The 20,064-nt window shown below is 45.9% G+C and carries 20 protein-coding genes and 1 pseudogene; 15 read left to right on the forward strand and 6 right to left on the reverse strand.

What is annotated here, in order from left to right:
• Positions 1-57: 57 nt before the first annotated feature.
• From clpA to JCM23214_RS16075, 3 genes and pseudogenes are all read right to left on the reverse strand, one after another.
• Positions 58-2,450: pseudogene (gene clpA / locus JCM23214_RS21420) on the reverse strand (ATP-dependent Clp protease ATP-binding subunit ClpA).
• Positions 2,429-2,761 carry an ATP-dependent Clp protease adapter ClpS gene (clpS, locus tag JCM23214_RS16070; protein WP_025899828.1) on the reverse strand — a complete coding sequence of 111 codons (333 nt, stop codon included), beginning with the start codon at positions 2,759-2,761 and terminating at the stop codon, positions 2,429-2,431. The pseudogene clpA and the gene clpS overlap by 22 nt, the downstream one beginning before the upstream one ends.
• A 256-nt stretch (positions 2,762-3,017) precedes the next feature.
• Positions 3,018-3,599: a phasin family protein gene (locus JCM23214_RS16075; RefSeq protein WP_025899829.1), complete on the reverse strand. Its 582-nt coding sequence runs from the start codon at positions 3,597-3,599 to the stop codon at positions 3,018-3,020.
• Between the two features lie 466 nt (positions 3,600-4,065).
• Between JCM23214_RS16075 and JCM23214_RS16080 the strand changes: the two genes are divergently transcribed.
• Positions 4,066-5,409: a D-alanyl-D-alanine carboxypeptidase gene (locus JCM23214_RS16080; protein WP_199899678.1), complete on the forward strand. Its 1,344-nt coding sequence runs from the start codon at positions 4,066-4,068 to the stop codon at positions 5,407-5,409.
• Positions 5,410-5,424: 15 nt separating this feature from the next.
• Here JCM23214_RS16080 and JCM23214_RS16085 read toward each other — a convergent pair whose 3' ends face one another.
• Complete coding sequence (locus JCM23214_RS16085) at positions 5,425-6,285, reverse strand: MBL fold metallo-hydrolase (RefSeq protein WP_025899831.1); 861 nt, start codon at positions 6,283-6,285, stop codon at positions 5,425-5,427.
• Positions 6,286-6,350: 65 nt separating this feature from the next.
• Here JCM23214_RS16085 and JCM23214_RS16090 point away from each other — a divergent pair, with 65 nt between their 5' ends.
• Genes JCM23214_RS16090 through JCM23214_RS16105 form a run of 4 tightly spaced genes read left to right on the forward strand, consistent with a single transcriptional unit; the run spans position 6,351 to position 9,290 of the window.
• Positions 6,351-6,650 (forward strand): ArsR/SmtB family transcription factor, encoded by a 300-nt coding sequence (locus JCM23214_RS16090; protein ID WP_025899832.1) that lies wholly within the window; start codon positions 6,351-6,353, stop codon positions 6,648-6,650.
• Positions 6,651-6,655: 5 nt separating this feature from the next.
• Entirely contained in the window at positions 6,656-8,410 is a 1,755-nt protein-coding gene (locus JCM23214_RS16095; protein ID WP_025899833.1) for a SulP family inorganic anion transporter, read from the forward strand.
• Positions 8,411-8,854, forward strand: a complete 444-nt coding sequence (locus JCM23214_RS16100; RefSeq protein ID WP_025899834.1) for a YeeE/YedE family protein — start codon at positions 8,411-8,413, stop codon at positions 8,852-8,854.
• A 1-nt stretch (position 8,855) separates the two neighbouring features.
• Positions 8,856-9,290: a DUF6691 family protein gene (locus JCM23214_RS16105; RefSeq protein ID WP_025899835.1), complete on the forward strand. Its 435-nt coding sequence runs from the start codon at positions 8,856-8,858 to the stop codon at positions 9,288-9,290.
• Here the strand turns inward: JCM23214_RS16105 and JCM23214_RS16110 are convergent.
• Entirely contained in the window at positions 9,260-10,171 is a 912-nt protein-coding gene (locus tag JCM23214_RS16110; RefSeq protein WP_025899836.1) for a pseudouridine-5'-phosphate glycosidase, read from the reverse strand. The two genes, JCM23214_RS16105 and JCM23214_RS16110, sit on opposite strands and share 31 nt — an antisense overlap.
• A 168-nt stretch (positions 10,172-10,339) precedes the next feature.
• Between JCM23214_RS16110 and JCM23214_RS16115 the strand changes: the two genes are divergently transcribed.
• From JCM23214_RS16115 to JCM23214_RS16130, 4 genes are all read left to right on the forward strand, one after another.
• A complete protein-coding gene (locus JCM23214_RS16115; RefSeq protein ID WP_025899837.1) occupies positions 10,340-11,107 on the forward strand; it encodes an SDR family NAD(P)-dependent oxidoreductase in 768 nt (255 codons plus the stop codon).
• Positions 11,108-11,300: 193 nt separating this feature from the next.
• On the forward strand, positions 11,301-11,720 hold the full coding sequence (locus JCM23214_RS16120) for a response regulator (protein ID WP_025899838.1): 420 nt from the start codon (positions 11,301-11,303) through the stop codon (positions 11,718-11,720).
• Positions 11,717-12,445 (forward strand): hypothetical protein, encoded by a 729-nt coding sequence (locus JCM23214_RS16125; protein ID WP_025899839.1) that lies wholly within the window; start codon positions 11,717-11,719, stop codon positions 12,443-12,445. The genes JCM23214_RS16120 and JCM23214_RS16125 overlap by 4 nt, the downstream gene beginning before the upstream one ends.
• A 17-nt stretch (positions 12,446-12,462) precedes the next feature.
• Positions 12,463-13,494, forward strand: coding sequence for an AbrB family transcriptional regulator (locus JCM23214_RS16130; protein WP_025899840.1), 1,032 nt, complete (start codon positions 12,463-12,465; stop codon positions 13,492-13,494).
• Here the strand turns inward: JCM23214_RS16130 and JCM23214_RS16135 are convergent.
• The gene (locus JCM23214_RS16135; RefSeq protein WP_025899841.1) at positions 13,481-14,800 is read right to left on the reverse strand and encodes an MATE family efflux transporter; all 1,320 of its coding nucleotides are present in this window, start codon (positions 14,798-14,800) and stop codon (positions 13,481-13,483) included. The genes JCM23214_RS16130 and JCM23214_RS16135 overlap by 14 nt on opposite strands.
• Positions 14,801-14,942: 142 nt before the next feature.
• On the opposite strand from JCM23214_RS16135, the gene JCM23214_RS16140 reads away from it, so the two are divergent.
• From JCM23214_RS16140 to pgmG, 6 genes are all read left to right on the forward strand, one after another.
• A complete protein-coding gene (locus JCM23214_RS16140) occupies positions 14,943-15,653 on the forward strand; it encodes a hypothetical protein (RefSeq protein ID WP_025899842.1) in 711 nt (236 codons plus the stop codon).
• 153 nt (positions 15,654-15,806) lie between these two features.
• The gene (locus JCM23214_RS25680) at positions 15,807-16,271 is read left to right on the forward strand and encodes a hypothetical protein (protein WP_025899843.1); all 465 of its coding nucleotides are present in this window, start codon (positions 15,807-15,809) and stop codon (positions 16,269-16,271) included.
• Positions 16,244-16,354, forward strand: a complete 111-nt coding sequence (locus JCM23214_RS26840; RefSeq protein ID WP_369405914.1) for a J domain-containing protein — start codon at positions 16,244-16,246, stop codon at positions 16,352-16,354. The genes JCM23214_RS25680 and JCM23214_RS26840 overlap by 28 nt, the downstream gene beginning before the upstream one ends.
• Before the next feature lie 67 nt (positions 16,355-16,421).
• Positions 16,422-17,303, forward strand: a complete 882-nt coding sequence (gene galU, locus JCM23214_RS16155; RefSeq protein WP_025899844.1) for a UTP--glucose-1-phosphate uridylyltransferase GalU — start codon at positions 16,422-16,424, stop codon at positions 17,301-17,303.
• A 15-nt stretch (positions 17,304-17,318) separates the two neighbouring features.
• Positions 17,319-18,650, forward strand: a complete 1,332-nt coding sequence (locus JCM23214_RS16160) for a UDP-glucose dehydrogenase family protein (RefSeq protein ID WP_025899845.1) — start codon at positions 17,319-17,321, stop codon at positions 18,648-18,650.
• Entirely contained in the window at positions 18,650-20,035 is a 1,386-nt protein-coding gene (gene pgmG, locus JCM23214_RS16165) for a phosphoglucomutase/phosphomannomutase PgmG (RefSeq protein WP_025899846.1), read from the forward strand. The genes JCM23214_RS16160 and pgmG overlap by 1 nt, the downstream gene beginning before the upstream one ends.
• Positions 20,036-20,064: the final 29 nt, after the last annotated feature.

A 20,064-nucleotide genomic window follows, 5' to 3' on the forward strand; every position in this document is an offset into this window, starting at 1 on the left:
AACAAAAAAGGGCCCCTGATCTCATTTTTGATCAGGGGCCCTTTTTAGTGTTTATCGTCAGGCTTTTTGGTCATCCTTTTTGCGACCTTTGCCTCCTTTATTGGATTTATCGCGGTCAATCTGCTCTCGGCGACTAACTTCATCTGGACTTTCCATGTTAAAGGCAAGCTCACCTTTCTTGACTGTAATGGTTACATGCCCACCTTTGGCCAGCTTTCCAAACAGCAATTCTTCAGAGAGTGGCTTTTTGATATTCTCCTGAATGACACGAGCCAAGGGGCGTGCTCCATTCAATTGATCATACCCTTTTTCAGCCAGCCATGTGGCAGCAGCATCATTTAGTGACAAAGTCACATTTCGATCCTGCAATTGCGTTTCGAGCTGCAGAACAAATTTTTCGACAACTCTGGATACAACTTCGGGCGGCAGAGGTCCAAATGGAACAACCGCATCCAGCCTGTTTCTGAATTCAGGCGTAAACAGACGTTTGATGGCTTCTTCATCTTCGCCTTCGCGAACACCACTGCCAAAACCGATGGCCTGCTTGCTCATTTCGTGGGCACCCGCATTTGTGGTCATAATCAGCACAACATTGCGGAAATCAACCTGCTTTCCGTTGTGGTCCGTGAGCTTTCCATGATCCATTACCTGCAATAAAATATTAAACAGATCAGGATGCGCCTTCTCAATTTCGTCCAGTAGCAAGACCGCATGAGGCTGCTGATCAATTGCATCTGTAAGCAATCCACCTTGGTCATACCCAACATAGCCCGGAGGTGCACCGATCAGGCGGCTCACAGTATGCCGCTCCATATATTCTGACATATCGAAACGAACGAGCTCAACGCCCATTATAGACGCCAATTGCCGGGCTACTTCTGTTTTACCAACACCTGTTGGTCCAGAGAAAAGATAGTTTCCAATCGGTTTTTCGGGCTCACGCAGACCAGCGCGAGCCAGTTTTATGGAACTGGATAGCGCTTCGATCGCAGCATCCTGCCCAAACACCACGCGCTTCAACTCAACATCCAGCTTACGCAAACTTTCAGTGTCTTCCTTACTTACAGATTTTGGAGGAATGCGCGCAATTTTTGCGACCACATCTTCCACGTCCTTCACGCCGATAGTTTTCTTACGACGATTTTCAGGCTTGAGCATCTGTGCCGCACCGACCTCATCAATCACATCGATTGCCTTATCTGGCAACTTCCGATCATTGATATAACGCGCAGAGAGTTCAACTGCAGATTTGATGGCATCAGCGGTATAACGAACCTTGTGGTGCTCTTCGAAATAGGGCTTTAAACCTTTCAGAATTTTAATGCTATCCGGAACACTTGGCTCATGAACATCGATTTTCTGGAACCGGCGAAGCAGTGCCCGATCCTTTTCAAAATGGCTGCGAAATTCTTTGTAGGTTGTCGAGCCGATACACCGGATCGCGCCACTAGCGAGCGCAGGCTTCAATAAATTGGAGGCATCCATCGCACCGCCACTTGTCGCACCTGCACCAATAATCGTATGGATTTCATCGATGAAGAGAATTGCGTTATCCATTCCCTCCAATTCAGTCATGACAGCCTTCAACCGCTCTTCAAAGTCGCCGCGGTAACGGGTCCCTGCCAGAAGTGTTCCCATATCAAGTGAATAGATTACACCTGCCAGTAAGACTTCAGGAACATCCCCATCCACAATCCTTTTTGCAAGCCCTTCTGCAATGGCGGTTTTGCCAACCCCTGGATCACCAACCAAAAGCGGATTATTTTTCGAGCGTCGGCACAGAATCTGAATAGTCCGTTCAACTTCGTCCTGACGACCAATCAGCGGATCAATTTTCCCTTTACTGGCCTTTTCGTTCAGATTGACACAATACGCATCAAGCGCCTCAGATGCTTCTGATGAAGCTTTCTCTTCTTCCTGAGTGCTTTCCTGATTTTCCCCCTGAAAAACACCATCAACACCGCGAACCACTCGCGGAATATCTTTACCAGCAGCTTTTGCAACACCATGACTGATATATTGAACCGCGTCCAATCGGGTCATTTCCTGTTTTTGCAAAAAGTAAGCAGCGTGACTTTCACGCTCTGAAAAAATTGCAACGAGAACATTTGCACCGGTTACTTCTTCGCGCCCTGAGCTTTCTACATTGATAAGTGCCCTCTGAACCACTCGCTGGAAAGAAAGTGTAGGTCTTGCTTCAACAAAACGATCCATTACCAGATCGTCCAGCTCATCGGAGATAAAGTCATCCAGATCTTTTCTAAGAACATCAAGATCTACATTGCAGCTCGCATAACTGCCGCCGCGTCCTGATCTTCTGTTAGCGAATACAGCAGATGTTCCAGCATCGCAAATTCATGTCGACGCGATGTTGCCAGCGCCATTGCACGGTGAAGGCTTTCTTCCAGGGCATTTGAAAATCCGGGCACTATTCTTTCTCCATGGTACATTGCAGGGGATGCTGGTTACTACGAGCATATTCAATCACCTGAGCGACTTTTGTTTCGGCGACCTCATAAGTGAATACCCCACAAACACCTACGCCTTTGTGATGAACATGCAGCATTACCTGCGCTGCTGTATGTTCATCCATTCCGAAGAAACTCTGAAGGACATGAACCACAAATTCCATCGGTGTGTAGTCATCATTCAACAAAACAACACGCCACATAGATGGTTTTTTTGTCTTGGTCTTTGTTGCAACGCTTAAACCGGTATCATTACCGCCGTCGTTGTCTCGTTTGTCGTTACCCTTGGTCATTTCTGTCAGAAACCGCTCCATCCAGATAATATTACTACTCGCACTGCCAACTGACAGTTTATTATTGCCCCTAGTACATAGTTAGAGATCATAACAGGAATTTCAAAAAAAATGATAAACAGCGGAAAAAAATTTTAAAAATTTTTGTTTTTTGTGATTTCCGCCAAATTTCTAACCACTTTAAAACGAGAAAAGGCCCGGCTTTAAAAAGCCAGGCCTTCCTGAACACTACTTTGGTCTACTATTCTTCTGAAGCTTACGCGCGGTTAAGGAACTTGTCCATGCTCGCGGCGTACTGGGCTCCAAACGGTTCCATCAGTGTTTTCGAAGCTTCAACGAACATTGCGTTCAATTTTGAGGCTTCGCTTACAAACTGTTCTGCGGAGCTACGAGCGAATTCAGTTTGCAGTTCTATTGCTTTTTGAACATCTTCAGCTTCAATCACAGAACGTGCTGTCGCAAAATATGCGTCCATGCGAGCTGCGCTGAATTCAAGGAGCTCTACGCTGATTTTTTCGCCTTTTTCAGCAACTGCTGTACCTGCTTTCAAGAATGGCTCAGCGCCTTCCTTGTCATACATCGGAACTTCAGTTAGTGACTGTGCAGCTTTCTCAACCTGAGTTTTACCGTCTTTTATGGCTTTCTCAAAAGTTGATTTAAAGGCTTCGCTGCTTGATTTGTATGCATTTTCAGCAACTTCTGTACCAGACAGAAACGCTTCTTGCAGAGTTTTACGATTTGCAGAAAACAAAGATTCCATGTCTTTTTTCACTGCTTCAAGTTTCTCAGCACCATTTGTTTCTTTAGCTGCTGTTTTCTTAGTAGATGATGTGCTCATAATATTTTCGACCTTTCGAATAGCAATCCAAAAATTGCTGCATTGCAACAATTACAGGTGAATATATGCGAAAAAACTATTTTGTCAATAGTTTTTGTGCGCTGCACAATTTTTTAATAAATATGTTAAACTATTGAAATAAATATTAAATTATATCAGGCGCCAGCCAATTATGATTTTTTTCTTATTTAATAAGTCGCAACGCAGCACAAACTCAAATCTGAATTGCCAACTTTCACAAACATAGAACATAAAATGTTAACCACATTATTCTATAAAAGTGACTTGTATTGATTTTGAGACCCAGACGTCTGAATGTGGTTGTGAGGACTCACCCAGATTAATCTTTATGAAAAGTTTAAGGAATTTATTGGACATGATTCGCTTCATTTCCTAAACTCCTGAAAATCAATTGAGATTAACGGTCGATTACTGGTTTCAGCCACCAGAAATGTTGAGAGAGAAATTGTCAAATAGAACGGAAAAAGCCTTAAACTCTACTGGACGGCACAAGCTTTGCTCGGCGAATAACGTTTTGACCCCTCTTTTTCAAGGGCTGGCCCTGTTTCTGGTTCTAGTTTTAACTTCACTCGTTCTTTCAAGTGAGTCTCAAGCCAACTCGCGCTATGCCTCTATTGTAATGGATAGCCGCACAGGACAGGTCCTGTTCTCCCGTAATGCTGACAAACGCCTTTATCCAGCATCCCTAACCAAAATCATGACCTTGTACATGACTTTTGACGCATTAAAGAAAGGGCGTTTCACGCTGGATACGCGACTGAGAGTTTCTGCAAGAGCGGCAGGACAAACGCCAACCAAACTTGGCCTTAAAAAGGGCGAAACAATTACTGTTCGTGATGCAATGTTTGGCCTGATTACCAAGTCTGCAAACGATGCAGCAACGGTTCTGGCTGAAGCGATGGCACCGACCGAAGCCGCATTTGCGAGGCTAATGACTGATCGAGCAAGAAAGCTGGGGATGAGCAGAACCAGTTTTAGAAACGCAAGTGGCCTGCCAAATCGCAGACAGAAAAGCACCGCCCGCGACATGGCACTCCTTGGCGCCGCAATCATTCACGATTTTCCTGAATATTATGACTTCTTATCCCTACAAAGCTTTGAATATAAAGGTCGCAAGTTCAAGAACCACAACAATCTACTTGGAAAATATGCGGGTGCCGACGGCATAAAAACCGGTTATATCCGTGCATCTGGATTCAATCTGGTGGCATCCGCCAAACGAGGCGACAACCGCTTGATCGGCGTCGTGTTCGGTGGTCGCAATGCTAAAAGCCGCGACAGGCACATGACCAAGCTACTGGACAAAGGGTTTGAGAGAATAGAGCAAATGCGTGCCTATGCGATTCCTCTACCGCTTCAACGTCCAGTGAATATTGCCCTTGGCATGAACCATGGCAATAACCGCACACAGGTAGCCGCTGCAAAGCCTGCTCAAATCGCCCAAGCTCCACGGCCATCACAAACAACCGCCGTTCCCACTCCTCCTAAACAGAGTACAACTGCTTTTTCTGACGGAAAATGGGGCATTCAGGTTGGGGCGTTCTCACGTGCAGGTAAAGCAAGAGATCAGCTAAATCTCGCAATCAGTCGCTCTGACGCGGCTATTGAAAGCGGGCGGTATAATATTCAGAAAGTCACTCATAATGGCACACCGATTTACAGAGCACAAATGATTGGCTTCACAGAGGCTCAGGCGCGCAACCTTTGCAGGAACCTAATTCGCCAGTCCATCACCTGCTTTATTGTCACACCAGAGACTGGAAATCTGATGCGTGTTGCACTCAACTGATTTCAGTTGGGACCGCTAAAGGCGATTTAACGGTATCTTCAAATAGGAAACTCCATTGTCTTCTGGCGCTGGCAAATCTCCCGCCCGCATATTCACTTGAACAGACGGCAAGATCAAAACCGGCATTTGCAAGCCGGCATCACGAGCATTTCGCATTTCCACGAACTCCCCTTCACTAACCCCGTCATGAATGTGAATATTTGTTGATAGCTGCTCTGCAACTGTGGTTTCCCATTTATAGTCGCGCCCATCGGGAGCGTAGTCGTGACACATAAACAGGCGCGTCTCTTTTGGTAGGGACAGAATTTTTTTTATTGAACGATAAAGCTGGGCCGCATCCCCACCCGGAAAGTCACATCGAGCTGTTCCATAGTCAGGCATAAAAAGCGTATCGCCTACGAAGACAGCATCTTCAATTTTATAACTCACACATGCAGGGGTGTGACCTGGCGTGTGCATCACCGAAATCATGAATTGTCCAAGCGGCAACTCAAACCCGTCTTTCAGCAACTTATCAAACTGCGAGCCATCCGCAGGCATCTCATCCGCCGCATTAAAGACATCCTGAAAAACTTCCTGCACCTGACATACATGTTCGCCAACCCCAATCAAGCCACCCAACCTACTCTTTAAATAAGGTGCGGCTGACAGGTGATCTGCGTGAACATGGGTCTCCAGTATCCAATCAACCCGCAAGTCATGACTTGCAACATATGCGCAAATTTCATCTGCTGTAGAAGTATCTGTACGGCCTGATTTATGATCATAATCCAAAACGCTGTCTATTATTGCGGAGCGGCCGGACTGAGTGTCGGAGACAACATATGAGACCGTAAATGTCGGCTCATGAAAGAAGGGCTTGATTTCAACTGTCATAGGTTTTCTCTCGATTATTCAATTTACTCTTGACTATATATCTGTATATTTGTAGATATTCAAGTATGAATATAAATGACATGAAAAAATCGGCTGCTCGCGCCAGCACTCTTATGAAAGCATTATCCAGTGAAACACGGCTTATGCTTTTGTGTCAGATGAATGATGGCGAAAAATCAGTCAATGAACTGGCGCAAACTCTGGAAATGCGCCCCTCTTCCGTTTCACAACAACTTGCACTTCTTCGAAAAGATGGACTTGTTGAAACCCGACGCGAAGGGCAAACCATATACTACTCCCTTTGCGGTAATGAAGCACGCAACGTCATTGGCACCCTGTATGATCTCTACTGCGGGGATCAGTAAGTTTCATGTCCTTCAGCACAGTCTTTCCCGCAGCAAAATGGCTGTCCACCTATAACAAATCCTTATTTAGCGGTGATCTAATCGCTGGGATCATCACAGCCATATTGCTTATTCCCCAAGCAATGGCCTATTCAGCACTTGCAGGCCTGCCGCCTCAAATTGGTCTTTATGCCAGTATTGCTGCGCCTATCATGTACGCCTTATTTGGTAGCAGCAGAACACTTGCCGTCGGCCCCGTTGCCGTCGCCTCCTTAATGGTGGCCTATGCACTTGGATCAATAGCTGAGCAAGGCACAGCCTCTTATTTGGAAGCTGCAATACTGCTATCCTTCATGGTCGGTATCTGTTTCATTGGAATTGCGATATTGCGGTTGGGGGTACTTACAGAATTTCTAAGCCATCCTGTCATGGCTGGATTTACCAGTGCAGCTGCCATCATGATTGCTTTCAGTCAATTAACACCGTTTGCCGGATTTGACGAAAAGCTCTTATTCGCCGATTTGTTAAGTATAGGGTCGCTGATCTCCATTCCTGGCAGGATAAACGATTTAACCTTGGTTTTAGGCATTGTATGCCTCTGCGGACTTTATTTAATTAGAAAACATTTCGCTAAATTCCTTGAAAAACTACCGATATCAACCTCTCTTGCTACAGGGATCGCAAAAACCGGCCCCCTTATTGTCCTGGTTTTCTCCTCTTTAGCAATTTGGATATTTGACATGAACAGCACCTATGATGTTGCTGTAATTGGTCACATACCAGCGGGTTTGCCAGAACTCTCCGTCTCTTCATTTAACTGGTCGCTAGTTCAGGAATTAGCCCCCTCAGCCATTCTGATAACAATTGTCAGCTTTATTGAAAGCGTTGCAATTGCCAAAGTTCTGGCCAGTAAAAGGCGGGAAAGATTAAACATAACCCAAGAAGCCTGGGGATTGGGCTTTGCAAATATTGGCAGCGGTTTCACAGGAGCAAGTCCCGTCTGCGGTGGCTTTAGCAGATCTGTTGTCAATTTCTCTGCCGGCGCCAATACACAATTGGCGGCCATTATTACCGCGTTAATTATCGGAGCAACGCTAACCTTCTTCACGCCGCTCTTTTACAATGTTCCCAAGACTGTCCTTGCAGCAATAATTCTAATCGCAATTTTGGAACTGGTAGATCTAAAAGGGTTCTTGAAGAATTTACGCTATGACCGTGCTGACGGCGTGGCTGAAGCGACTACTTTCCTGTGCGTGCTGTTCTTTGGAATTGAAACCGGCCTACTCGCCGGTATCGGCATATCGCTCACATTGCACTTCTGGCGCTCCAGCAGACCTCATATTGCTATTGTTGGTCAGGTAGGAGACAGCGAGCATTTTAGAAATGTCAAACGGCACAAAGTAAAAACTTATCCCCATCTTCTAGCTATCCGTATTGACGAAAGTCTGTTTTTCGCAAATGCGGGTTATTTGGAAACTTATATTCTTAACGAAGTCGCCAATAAGCCTGAGCTTAGTGACATTCTCCTAATCTGTAGCGCTGTCAACGCCATTGACGCCAGCGCTCTGCACACACTTGAACAGCTCAAGAGCGAACTTGATGACAGTTCTGTAGCTTTGCATTTTGCTGAAATAAAAGGCCCTGTTATGGATCGATTGCAAGCAACCAGTCTATTCAGCTCCCAAAATCCTCCGCAGGTTTTTCTCAGCACTCATCAAGCATTCAAGGAAATTTCCGCCAAGGGAAATCCGCTTTTAAATGATCCGGAATGGAGTATCTAAATGGAAAACTTTACCCCTTTCACTTCTTTGTCCGGGGGTATTATCCTCGGCATTTCAGCGACCCTTCTCCTGATGAGTGGCCGAATAGCAGGAATTAGCGGCATTTTAGGAGGCCTTATCCCTCCAGCCTCTGATGATAAAAGCTGGAGAGTACTTTTCCTGATAGGTCTCGTCACGGGTGCTGCCTTATTCCCACTAGTTGGCGGCGACACCGATTACATAGATGTGAACCCTTATAATTTCGAAGAGAGCATTCACTATGGCATTCTGGTACTGGCCGGATTGCTCGTTGGCGCTGGGACAAACATTGGTGCTGGATGTACCAGTGGTCATGGAATTTGCGGGTTAGGAAGGTTATCGGCGAGATCACTTGTCGCAACATTGAGCTTTATGGCAAGCGCGATAATCGTTGTTTTCGTTATCCGTCAAATCACAGGAGGCTAAGATGACAAAAGTAATTGCTATTGTATCAGGCATTTTATTCGGATATGGGCTCGCGCTATCAGGAATGTTAAGCCCGGCTAAGGTGATCGGATTTTTAGATCTGACAGGTGACTGGGACCCAAGTCTGGCCTTCGTCATGGGGGGTGGCCTGATTGTGACCGTTATTTCCTTTAGACTCCTTTTACGGCTTCCTCACCCACTTTTTGGTGATAAGTTTCAGGTCCCAAACCGCACCGATCTGGATAAAAGGTTGATCGCTGGATCAGCCACTTTTGGAATAGGCTGGGCACTTGGAGGACTGTGTCCGGGGCCAGCGATTAGCTCCCTCGCTTATGCAGATCCCCGAATTTTTATCTTCTTCGCATCAATGGTTGCGGGTATTTGGCTCGCCAAAACGCTACTCCCTCAACGGGCGCAAAGTGCAGTCGCCAACTGAGCTGCAACACGACCATTGTTCAGGGCAAGCGATAAATTGACTTCGCTTGTCCTTCCTTCTGACAAACGATTTAAAGCACCTAGAATATAAGGAGTTATAGCCGCCCCCTTTATACCAGAGGCCACAGCTTCTTTGGATGCTTTCGCAACCAGCTCATCCACCTCTTCATTGCTCATGGCATCTTTTGCAGGCACAGGATTGCAGATCAGCATTCCGGCTGGTACTTCCATTTGGAAATGCGCCCCCACGATTTCGGAAAGCTCCTCAATTGTGTTAGCCGTTGCAGGAACATTCAACCCACTTGAAACGCTGTGAAAGGCTGGAAATTTATCTGTTTTAAAGCCAACAACTAGCACACTGTAACTTTCCAGCACTTCTAGTGTTGCTGGCAAATCCAGTATGGATTTAGCCCCCGCAGCAACAACGGCGACGGCAGTTCGGGAAAGCTCGAGAAGATCAGCGCTCACATCGAAACCGCGACCACCTTCCTCGGCTTTGTGCACTCCGCCAATACCACCTGTTGCAAATACGCGTATTCCTGCCTTATGCGCAATGTAGGATGTAGATGCAACGGTAGTCGCACCAGTGCATTTACCCGCAATTGCGACAGGCAAATCGCGGACGGAGCATTTCATGACAGTCTCCGACTTTGCAAGATGCAAAAGCTGTTCCTCAACTAGTCCGCAGGTTACCATTCCGTTCAGGATTGCAATTGTCGCTGGGACAGCACCTTCGGACCGAATGATCGCTTCCATCTCTTTGGCAAGCTCAACATTTTTGGGATAAGGGAATCCGTGGCTGATTATGGTTGATTCAAGAGCAACAACAGGCCTTCCATCATTTAAAGCCTGCTCCACTTCCGGCGAATACTCAATTTGCATCGCTTAAATTCCCGTCTCTATCTCATATAGTATTTGTATTGGCTGGCAATCACCTAGCGTCCGCTTGACACAAGATCAAGTAAAAGATTTTGTTTTCGTTGCACTTTTCCGAAAATAGAGATTAAGGTTAACCTCAACAAATTAATGAAAAAAGAAAAGGAGTGTATAATGAGTTCCCCCAGAAAAGTTGCCATCGTTACCGGATCTGCCACAGGCACCGGTGCTGCAATTGCAATTGCATTGGCCAAAAAAGATTATAACGTACTCATAAATTACACAAAAAGCGAAACCGAAGCTCGTGAAACTGCAAAAGCGGTTGAGGCTGAAGGGGTAGAGGTCCTCGTCTTTCAGGGTGACGTATCCAGAGATGAAGACTGCCAAAATATGGCCACCGCTGCCATGGACAAATGGGGGCGAATCGACGCCCTTGTAAATAATGCGGGACGAACGAAATTTGTCTCCCACGAAGATTTGGAAGGTCTGGATGCAAAAGACTTTCACGACATCTATGCAGTCAACACAATAGGTCCCTTTCAAATGACAAGGGCCTGCGCGCCACACCTTAAAAATAGTGGTCGTGGGCGTGTGGTCATGATTTCATCTGTCGCTGGCACGCATGGGCATGGCTCATCCATCGCGTATGTCGCCTCAAAAGGGGGCTTAAACTCCATGACCAAAGCACTTGCACGTGCTTTAGGCCCAGAAATCACAGTAAATGCGGTGTGCCCAGGTATGATCGAAACAAGATGGCTGCGTGAAGGGTGGGGCGATGAAAACTATGATCGGAATAAACAGGCAATGACGAAAAAGGTCCCGTTGGCCAAGGTTTCGCAGCCAGAAGATATCGCAGACGCTGTTGTGTGGTTCATTGAAGGCGCCAATGTCGTAACCGGAGAGTTGCTTATGGTTGATGGCGGAATGCACTTGGTCAGCTAAAACGATTTGAGACCATACTTATTGTTTGAAATAAAACATCATAGATGGTCTCACTTTACTTATAATTACAATTTGCTATTCTTTTGATGCACAGTATTTCAGTAGCTTACGTAATTTTTGTAATAATTTTATCAACAATACCGCCTAAGTAGCGTTTCGATTATTTGATAAATTATTAGATTGGGGCAGATTAATGGCGAATGAAAACGGTACAAATTTTGCTGCGAATAATAATAGTACTTCCAACAATAAACGCCTTTTAATTGTGGATGACGAAAGGGAATTTGGTGACTTTGTAAAAACTGTTGCAGAAGGCATGGACTACGAAGTGACTGTCACAGAGAAGGCATCAGACTTTCAACGATCCTATAATGAAACGACACCATCTGTTATCATTCTTGATATGGTAATGCCCGGTGTAGACGGCGTAGAGCTAATAAACTGGTTGGCGCAGGAAAAATGCACCGCCAAAATTATTGTGGTGACTGGATTTAACCCACGCTATATTGAACTTGCCGAAGACCTTGGGGGAGCAAAAGGTCTACCTGATATCTCTACCCTCACGAAACCCGTTGCCCTAGCAGATCTGAGGCAAGCCCTTTCTTATTCATGAGTACTTCCCTTCAGCTTGCGCTGGACTACCCTTACGAGCGACCGTCTTATTCTTACACATTGCATAATGGGGTTATTAATCATGGCGTTCCTCTACATGAAATTAAAGACCGCATCCCGGTAATTGCCAGCGGCTCAAACGCCGCGCCCGCCCAGTTACTCAGAAAATTTTCAAACAACCCTAGCCCCATATACGTAACACGCGCAACCTTGGGCGATTTTACCTCAGTATATTCTGCCCACTTTACTTCTTATGGCTCTGTTCCCGCTACTCTGGCGTACAAACCAGGCATCAAAACTCTTTGTCATATTACCTGGCTCACAGAAGATCATCTTACTGCAATGCATGAGACAGAAGCTTTGGGGATTAACTACCGATATTCTATCTTGCGGTCGCTTAACCTCGAGTGCAGCGTGGCCGGCCCTCTGAAATCTGCAGGGGCTTATATCAGCTTGCATGGCGGACTATGTTATGATGGCGCAATGCTAGGACTATCTGAGTTCCTGCCGGAAATACAGAAAGTTAATATCAACTGGCTCGACCAATCGGCTCTGCAACTGTTACTGCTGGAGATACTTCAAGTGAATATTCCACTTGAAGATTTCATTGTTGAAAATATAAGTAACTCTCAAGTTCGCAAGCAACGCACGCAAAAACTAAAACAAATAGCGATCGCGTTCGACTACCCAAATGAAGATATCATTCTGGATCATCCATTGGGTTGAATACAGAAAGGACAGCCATGACCGCAACTTTTAAGGCCTTATTCATCGGCTCGATTGGCGGTGGGTTATTCTTTCTTGCGGACTTGCCATTGGCCTGGATGATGGGATCCATGTGCATTACGACTGTACTTGCCGTTCGCGGAGCTGAACTAGCTGTTAATGCAACCTTGCGCAAAATCATGACAGCTGTACTTGGTGTCATGTTGGGATCCAGTTTTAGTAGCGAAACCATCGATCAACTCTCAACATGGAGCGGAGGATTAATTCTGCTGGCCATTTGCGTCATTCTATCAATGACAATGGTATATTTTTACTTCCGAAAGATCGGCCATTTTGACAGGGCAACAGCCTATTTTTCCGCGGCCCCCGGCGGCTTTAACGTCATGTATGAGGTCGGAGAGGCGAAAGGGGGGGATGGACGAACAATTGCGTTGATACACGCAACCAGAATTTTGCTTCTCGTCATGACAGTTCCCTTGGCGTTCCGATTTGCCATTTCACTCCCGGCGACAGATCAATCAATCCCCTTGCTTGGTAATATTCAATATATGGAAAACTATGGACTTTTACTGGTTGCTGGTATTTTTGGGTATTTTGCAGGAGGTTTGCTTCGCTTTCCGGCATATCACTTGATGGGCCCAATGCTGATTGCCGGAGTACTGTCGATCACTGGAGTTGTCGAGGTTATGCCGCCAATGCTTTTGATATATTTGGCGCAACTCGTAATTGGTACAGCTATTGGTCTGCGTTTTCTGGGGACAACAGTTTACGAAATTCGCCGTGTTATACTGCTGAGTTGCGGGTCAACGTCTATAATGATTCTTCTGGCATGCGGACTTTCGTTTATTGCATCCGACCTCGTCCAAATCAGCATACAGGGACTAATTTTGGCTCTCTCTCCAGGTGGATTAGCAGAGATGTCTCTCGTTGCGTTGGGTCTAGGCATTGATGTTGCATTTGTTTCTATCATGCACGTAATACGGATCGCATTTGTGATAGCGTGTATTCCGTTTGCATTTTCTTTTTTCGAAAAAATTAGACGGAAGTAACTGAGATACGCACACGTGGCATGTATGCGACCAGTGTTACGGCTCTGGCAATCATAAAGACTATCATGGATGCCCACATTCCGTCTGCACCGAAACTTTCGCTAAGCAATGATATACTCACAAAATAAGCTAGAAAGGATAATATCATTCCGTTTCGCATCTCTTTTGTTTTCATTGCACCTATGAATATTCCATCCAATTGATACGACCACACTGCAAATAAAGGCATTGCGATTAACCATGGTAAGTAGTCGTACGCAACGACACGAACACTTTCAATGTTCGTAAGCAGATCAACAATTCCTTCCCCAAAGAGCCAGTAAACGACTGAATATCCAACCGAGACTAAAAGCGCTAATACAGAGGTTGAGGCAATTACTTCCTTTAATCTGTCTTCTTTTCGAGCGCCAATTGCATTACCCACCATACTCTCTGCTGCGTGTGCAAATCCATCTAGGCCAAAGGATAGGAAATGCATAAAATTCATTGCAACCGCTACCGCCGCCAACGCATCCTCGCCAATCTCCGCAGCGGTTACCGTGAAATATGCGAACGCGAATATCAGTAAAACCGTACGTATAAAAATGTCTCGATTGACACTCATCAAACCATAGAATTTTTGCAGATTGAAAATTTCGGATCTATTCCATCCACCAGACTGCTTACGTAGAAAACCCAAAACCAACAAAAGGCCCAGTCCAACCGCCATATACTCTGATATCGTGGTCGCCAGCGCCACTCCGGAAACTCCCATGTCAAACCCAAGGACAAAAACCAGATCCAGAACGATGTTCAGGCTATTCATAAATATCTGAGTTGCCAAAGCTAACTGGGTTTTCCCAATTCCAATAAAAACCCCAAGTAAACAATAATTGGTAAGCGCTGCAGGCGCCCCCCAGACTCTGATGTAAAAATAATCTGATGCTCCCGCCTCAACCGCCGGTGAACTCTCTACCAGATATAATGCCAGTTCCAGCACCGGCATCTGCAAAACAAGAATTAATACCGCTATGCCTGTGCCTAATGAAAATGCTCTGACCAGAATAGATCTGACTTCGCTATAGTCCCCGGCCCCACTCGCTTGAGAGACAAAACCGGTCGTGCCCATACGTAGAAACCCAAATCCCCAGTATAAAAAACTGAAAATCATGGCACCGATAGCAACCGCGCCCAAATTCGCGGCATCAGGTAAATGGCCAATAACGGCTGTATCCACCGCTCCCAACAGAGGAACAGACAGATTGGATAAAATTACCGGCCAAGCGAGTACCAAGACTTCACGATAAGAATTTTTATTGGGCAACATGAAACGAGACCATTTTATAGCGCGGACTTTTTAACTAGCCCGTCTTCAAATCCGCCGCAACTGGCAAAAACAACGTTAATTGAAAAGTATGCGCAAAATACTTACATTTCCTGCTAGGGACGAGCGAAATGCAGCAGGAAAAATGAAGCCACCACAAACCCACAAAAATATCAGTTCTTCAAAAACTGATGTCGACATGTTTTTGCAAAAAGTAGCTGCGACACCTAAGAAGGTCACAACTGGTGATACCGGGCGGCTTTTATTTGCAATTGATGCGACCGCCAGCAGACAACCAACTTGGGACAATGCCGCTCATATCCAATGCGAAATGTTTGAAGAGGCGTCCCGCATAGGTGCATTGTCCATGCAGGTCGCTTTCTTCCGGGGATATCGCGAATTTAAGGCGACCGGATGGACTACAAATAGTTCAGCGCTCACCAGATCAATGTCCAAAGTAACCTGTTTGGGTGGACATACTCAAATTGAGCGAGTTCTCTCCCACGCTATTAAGACAAATTCAGACAAGCCGGTTAACGCAGTCATTTTTATTGGTGACTGCGTTGAGGAGGATGCAGACGCGCTTTGTCATTTGGCTGGACGTCTGGGGTTAGTGAACGTTCCTGTTTTTATATTCCAGGAAGGATATGATGCCGGGGCCGAAAACTGCTTTCGACAAATCTGCAAACTTTCTGGTGGCGCTTATCTTCGCTTTGATGAAAATAGTGTATCAAAACTCCGTGAATTGCTTAAAGCTATTGCCATATTTGCGGTAGGTGGGCGCAAGGCTCTTGAAGATCACGGAAGAAAACAGGGCGGAGATATTCCGCTGTTATTAAGCCAGCTCAGAAAATAGAATTGGGAACATGTTGGGATATTTCATCATAGGAGCAGCGCTCCTGCTCGCCCTGATAGTTGGTGGCAATGCATTACTCAGTGCCAAGCCGGGCACAATCCTAAGGGTCATTCGAATCACAGCACTTATAGTGTTAAGCTCCGGGGCAGCTTCATGGCATTTACCGGGCGACTCCAGATCGCATCCTTCCTAGCTGTTGCAGCCCTTTTCTTTCTTCGAAATAAGCCTCTATTTACAAGCAACAAGCCATCAAGTGGGCAAACCTCAACGGTCACGACCGAATGGCTCGAAGCGTCTTTGGATCACGATAGTGGAAGGATGGACGCCAAAATACTCAAGGGAGAGTTTCAAAATAAAATGCTCTCGGAACTTGATTATGATCAAATCCAGAAACTGAGAGACGAATTAACCATAGATCAAGAAAGTTTTGCCATACTAGACACTTATATCAGCCGCCATTTCGAAGAAGATGGCGAAAGTCACGATACTAACGAAAGTTCAAGTAGCCGTAGTCATACAAGTTCATCGTCAATGAGCAGGCTGAAGCTTATGAAGTTCTTGGCCTTACGCCCAACGCATCAGTTAGGGAAATCAAGGCAGCGCATAAAAAACTTATGAAGAAGTTTCATCCAGATCATGGTGGTTCGGCCTATATGGCTGCCAAAATCAATCAGGCCAGAGACATTCTCATAGAACAGTAATGGAACTTTAGTTGCAGTGTCATAAATCCGGTGTCATAACCGGATAATCAATTTGAGGGGTAATTAAATGGCACAAAAAGTCAGAAAAGCAGTATTTCCTGTTGGCGGACTGGGGACACGTTTCCTTCCGGCGACAAAAGCAATGCCAAAGGAAATGCTACCAGTAGTCGACAAGCCCTTAATTCAATACGCTGTAGACGAAGCCCGTGATGCTGGCATTGAAGAGTTTATCTTTGTCACCGGTCGCGGCAAAGTTACCATTGAAGACCATTTTGACCGCTCTTTTGAGTTGGAAAACACTCTTGAGGAACGCGGTAAGGATGCAGCACTGGATACTCTTGCCGCTCATATGCCAGAGACCGGTACAGTCGCCTATATTCGCCAACGTGAACCACTCGGACTTGGGCATGCTGTCTGGTGTGCAAAAAGATATGTAGGCGATGAACCATTTGCGGTTATTCTGGCAGACGACCTTATTTTAAGTGAAAAAGCCTGCCTAAAACAAATGATGGAGGCACGCGAAGAGTTGGGCGGCGGCAATATTCTGGCATCCATGGAAGTCGCCAATGAGCACACATCGCGATATGGCATCATCAAACCAGGATATGATGATGGTAAAAAGGTTGAAATACAGCATTTAGTTGAAAAACCAAATCCAAAGGATGCCCCCTCTAACCTAGCCGTAATTGGGCGCTATATTCTGGAGCCGCAGGTATTCGATCTGCTGGAAAATCAGGCTAAAGGTGCGGGCAATGAAATTCAGCTTACAGATGCCCTCTCCAACCTCTTGAAAAGTAGTTCTTTTTATGGATTACGTTTTGAGGGAACGCGTTATGACTGCGGCGACAAAGTGGGGTTCTTGCAAGCAAACATAGCTTTTGCGTTAAACCGCCCTGATATGGGAAGGGAAATCGCAAACCATATCAAGGAACTCGCCTCAACACTTTAAAAGCGGAAGCCTTACATGCAAATTACAATGGTCGGTTCTGGATATGTTGGTTTGGTATCCGGAGCCTGTTTCTCCGAATTTGGTCACGAGGTCATTTGCGTTGATAAAGATCACGCAAAGATTGAAATGTTGAATTCCGGCAAAATCCCGATCTTTGAGCCAGGACTTGACACACTTGTTCGAAAGAATGTTGAAGCAGGCCGCTTAAGCTTTCAAACAGATCTTGAGTCAGCTGTGAAATCAGCAGACGCCGTTTTCATTGGTGTTGGCACCCCCAGCAGGCGCGGTGATGGACAAGCGGACCTGACCTATGTTTATGCAGCAGCTCAGGAAATTGCAGATGCAATTGAAAGCTACACAGTTGTCGTCAATAAATCGACCGTCCCTGTCGGCACTGGTCGGGAAGTCTATAAAATCCTCTCACAAAGCTGCGATGAAGACTTATTTGACGTCGTCTCCAACCCCGAGTTCTTACGAGAAGGCGCCGCAATTGAAGATTTCATGCGCCCCGACCGGGTTGTTGTAGGTGCGGTGACTGATAGATCCAAAAAAGTGATGGAAGCAATTTACAGGCCCCTTTCTTTGATCCAGACACCAATTCTCTTCACTTCTATTGAAAGCGCGGAACTGATTAAATATGCGGGAAATGCGTTTCTGGCGACAAAAATTACTTTTATCAATGAAATGGCCGATCTTTGTGAAAAAGTTGGTGCTGATGTCCACTCGGTAGCCGTCGGCATCGGTTTGGATGGCAGAATTGGACGGAAATTCCTGCATGCTGGACCCGGTTTCGGTGGCTCATGTTTTCCCAAAGACACACGAGCTCTTTACCAAACTTCGATCGAGGCAGAAGCCCCTACCCAACTTGTTGGCACAGTCATTGAAGTGAACGAGAACAGAAAACTGAAAATGGCTCGAAAAGTGGTAGAAGCTTGTGGTGGTGATATTGCAGGTAAGAAAATAGCAGTCCTTGGCCTGACATTTAAACCCAACACTGATGACATGCGAGAAAGTCCAAGCCTTGATATCATTCCTGCACTTTTAAATGCAGGCGCCTTAATCGATGCTTATGATCCAGAAGGTATGAAGGAAGCCAAACCACTGCTGAGTGGTGTGAATTTCAGAAGCAATTCCTACGAAACACTGGAAAATGCAGATGCAGTCGTGATCATTACAGAATGGAATGAATTCCGCGCACTTGATATTTCACGGATCAAAAAATTAATGAAAACGCCAATTATGGTTGATCTTCGTAATATTTATGAACCCCATGAGATGTTAGAGCATGGTTTCTCTTACCATTGTGTAGGACGCAACGTCACAACCGAAGCAGAAAAGCAGCATTGATGTCACAGCCAACCCATGATTTTCACCCCACCATTTTGCGTGAATATGATATTCGCGGCATTGTCGACGAAACCTTATTTCCAACGGATGCAACGGCCATTGGCCGTGCCTTTGGCTCATTGGTTATACGCGCAGGCGATGACACAGTCTGTGTTGGCTACGACGGCCGTGCGACATCGCCGATCCTGCAAGAAGCACTCATTGAAGGCCTGCTTTCCACAGGAGTGAATGTGATCAAGGTCGGTATGGGCCCCAGCCCCATGCTTTATTTTTCCACGTATGAACTGGCCACTCGCAATGGCATCATGATTACGGGCTCTCATAACCCGCCGTCACATAACGGCTTCAAAATGATCCTTTCAGGAAAACCTTTTTATGGCCAAGCGATCAAGGATATGGGTGAGCAATGTCGTAAAGGGGACTTTCAGGCTGGAACGGGTAAGCTCAGCGAAACACCCATGATCGATCAGTATGTCAGCCGTATTTTGCAAGATTATCAACATAAATCAGATTTGGTTGTCGTTTGGGATTGCGGTAATGGAGTTACTGGCGAAGCAATGCGGAAAGTCGCCAAAACTCTACCCGGGCGTCATGTGCTTCTTTTTGATGAAAATGACAGTAGCTTCCCCAATCACCACCCGGATCCCACTGTTGCTGAAAATCTGACTGACCTCATTCGAACCGTCAAAGGCATAGACGCAGACCTTGGGATTGCATTTGACGGGGATGGCGACAGAATAGGCGTCGTTGATCGCCGCGGAAATATCATCTGGGGGGATCAGCTCCTCGCGATCCTGTCTCGTGAAGTCCTGAGAAACAATCCCGGCGCGCCAATAATTGCCGATGTAAAAGCCAGCAAGATGCTTTTCGATGAAATTTCCAATCTCGGCGGAGATCCCGTGATGTGGAAAACTGGGCATTCCCTAATCAAGATCAAAATGGCAGAACTCGCCTCTCCATTAGCAGGTGAAATGAGCGGACATATTTTTTTCAATGATCATTTTTACGGGTATGATGACGCTCTGTATGTTGGACTGCGGTTACTGAACCTGTTGGGACAGGAAAGCCAATCATTGGACGAACTGTTTGACAACCTTCCAAAGGCAATTAATACACCTGAACTTCGTTTCGAATGCCCTGATGAAGAAAAATTCCTAGCCGTAGAGCGAATTCAAAACCAACTAAGGGCCAAGGGTGCCGATTTTTCTGAGGTCGATGGTGTTCGCGTAAATGTCGCAGGAGGCTGGTGGTTACTACGTGCTTCAAACACTCAGGCTGTTCTTGTCGCCAGATGTGAAGCTCCTGACGAAACTTCGCTGAACACGGTTAAACACCACATGCGTGAAAATTTACAGGAAGCTGGCATTGATATGCCAGACATATAAAAAACGGCGCTTACGAGCGCCGTTTTATT

The sequence above is a fragment of the Sneathiella glossodoripedis JCM 23214 genome (assembly GCF_000616095.1).
GTDB classification, from domain to species: Bacteria; Pseudomonadota; Alphaproteobacteria; order Sneathiellales; family Sneathiellaceae; genus Sneathiella; species Sneathiella glossodoripedis.

Excerpts from the sequence above, each read along its gene's own strand:
- clpS (WP_025899828.1), bottom strand. The coding sequence starts at position 2,761 with ATGACCAAGGGTAACGACAAACGAGACAACGACGGCGGTAATGATACC.
- JCM23214_RS16090 (WP_025899832.1), top strand. The coding sequence starts at position 6,351 with ATGAATATAAATGACATGAAAAAATCGGCTGCTCGCGCCAGCACTCTT.
- JCM23214_RS16140 (WP_025899842.1), top strand. The coding sequence starts at position 14,943 with ATGAAGCCACCACAAACCCACAAAAATATCAGTTCTTCAAAAACTGAT.
- JCM23214_RS16135 (WP_025899841.1), bottom strand. The coding sequence starts at position 14,800 with ATGTTGCCCAATAAAAATTCTTATCGTGAAGTCTTGGTACTCGCTTGG.
- JCM23214_RS16100 (WP_025899834.1), top strand. The coding sequence starts at position 8,411 with ATGGAAAACTTTACCCCTTTCACTTCTTTGTCCGGGGGTATTATCCTC.
- JCM23214_RS16110 (WP_025899836.1), bottom strand. The coding sequence starts at position 10,171 with ATGCAAATTGAGTATTCGCCGGAAGTGGAGCAGGCTTTAAATGATGGA.
- pgmG (WP_025899846.1), top strand. The coding sequence starts at position 18,650 with ATGTCACAGCCAACCCATGATTTTCACCCCACCATTTTGCGTGAATAT.
- JCM23214_RS16125 (WP_025899839.1), top strand. The coding sequence starts at position 11,717 with ATGAGTACTTCCCTTCAGCTTGCGCTGGACTACCCTTACGAGCGACCG.
- JCM23214_RS16085 (WP_025899831.1), bottom strand. The coding sequence starts at position 6,285 with ATGACAGTTGAAATCAAGCCCTTCTTTCATGAGCCGACATTTACGGTC.
- JCM23214_RS16115 (WP_025899837.1), top strand. The coding sequence starts at position 10,340 with ATGAGTTCCCCCAGAAAAGTTGCCATCGTTACCGGATCTGCCACAGGC.
- JCM23214_RS25680 (WP_025899843.1), top strand. The coding sequence starts at position 15,807 with ATGGCATTTACCGGGCGACTCCAGATCGCATCCTTCCTAGCTGTTGCA.
- JCM23214_RS16160 (WP_025899845.1), top strand. The coding sequence starts at position 17,319 with ATGCAAATTACAATGGTCGGTTCTGGATATGTTGGTTTGGTATCCGGA.
- JCM23214_RS16095 (WP_025899833.1), top strand. The coding sequence starts at position 6,656 with ATGTCCTTCAGCACAGTCTTTCCCGCAGCAAAATGGCTGTCCACCTAT.
- galU (WP_025899844.1), top strand. The coding sequence starts at position 16,422 with ATGGCACAAAAAGTCAGAAAAGCAGTATTTCCTGTTGGCGGACTGGGG.
- JCM23214_RS16075 (WP_025899829.1), bottom strand. The coding sequence starts at position 3,599 with ATGAGCACATCATCTACTAAGAAAACAGCAGCTAAAGAAACAAATGGT.
- JCM23214_RS16130 (WP_025899840.1), top strand. The coding sequence starts at position 12,463 with ATGACCGCAACTTTTAAGGCCTTATTCATCGGCTCGATTGGCGGTGGG.
- JCM23214_RS16120 (WP_025899838.1), top strand. The coding sequence starts at position 11,301 with ATGGCGAATGAAAACGGTACAAATTTTGCTGCGAATAATAATAGTACT.
- JCM23214_RS16105 (WP_025899835.1), top strand. The coding sequence starts at position 8,856 with ATGACAAAAGTAATTGCTATTGTATCAGGCATTTTATTCGGATATGGG.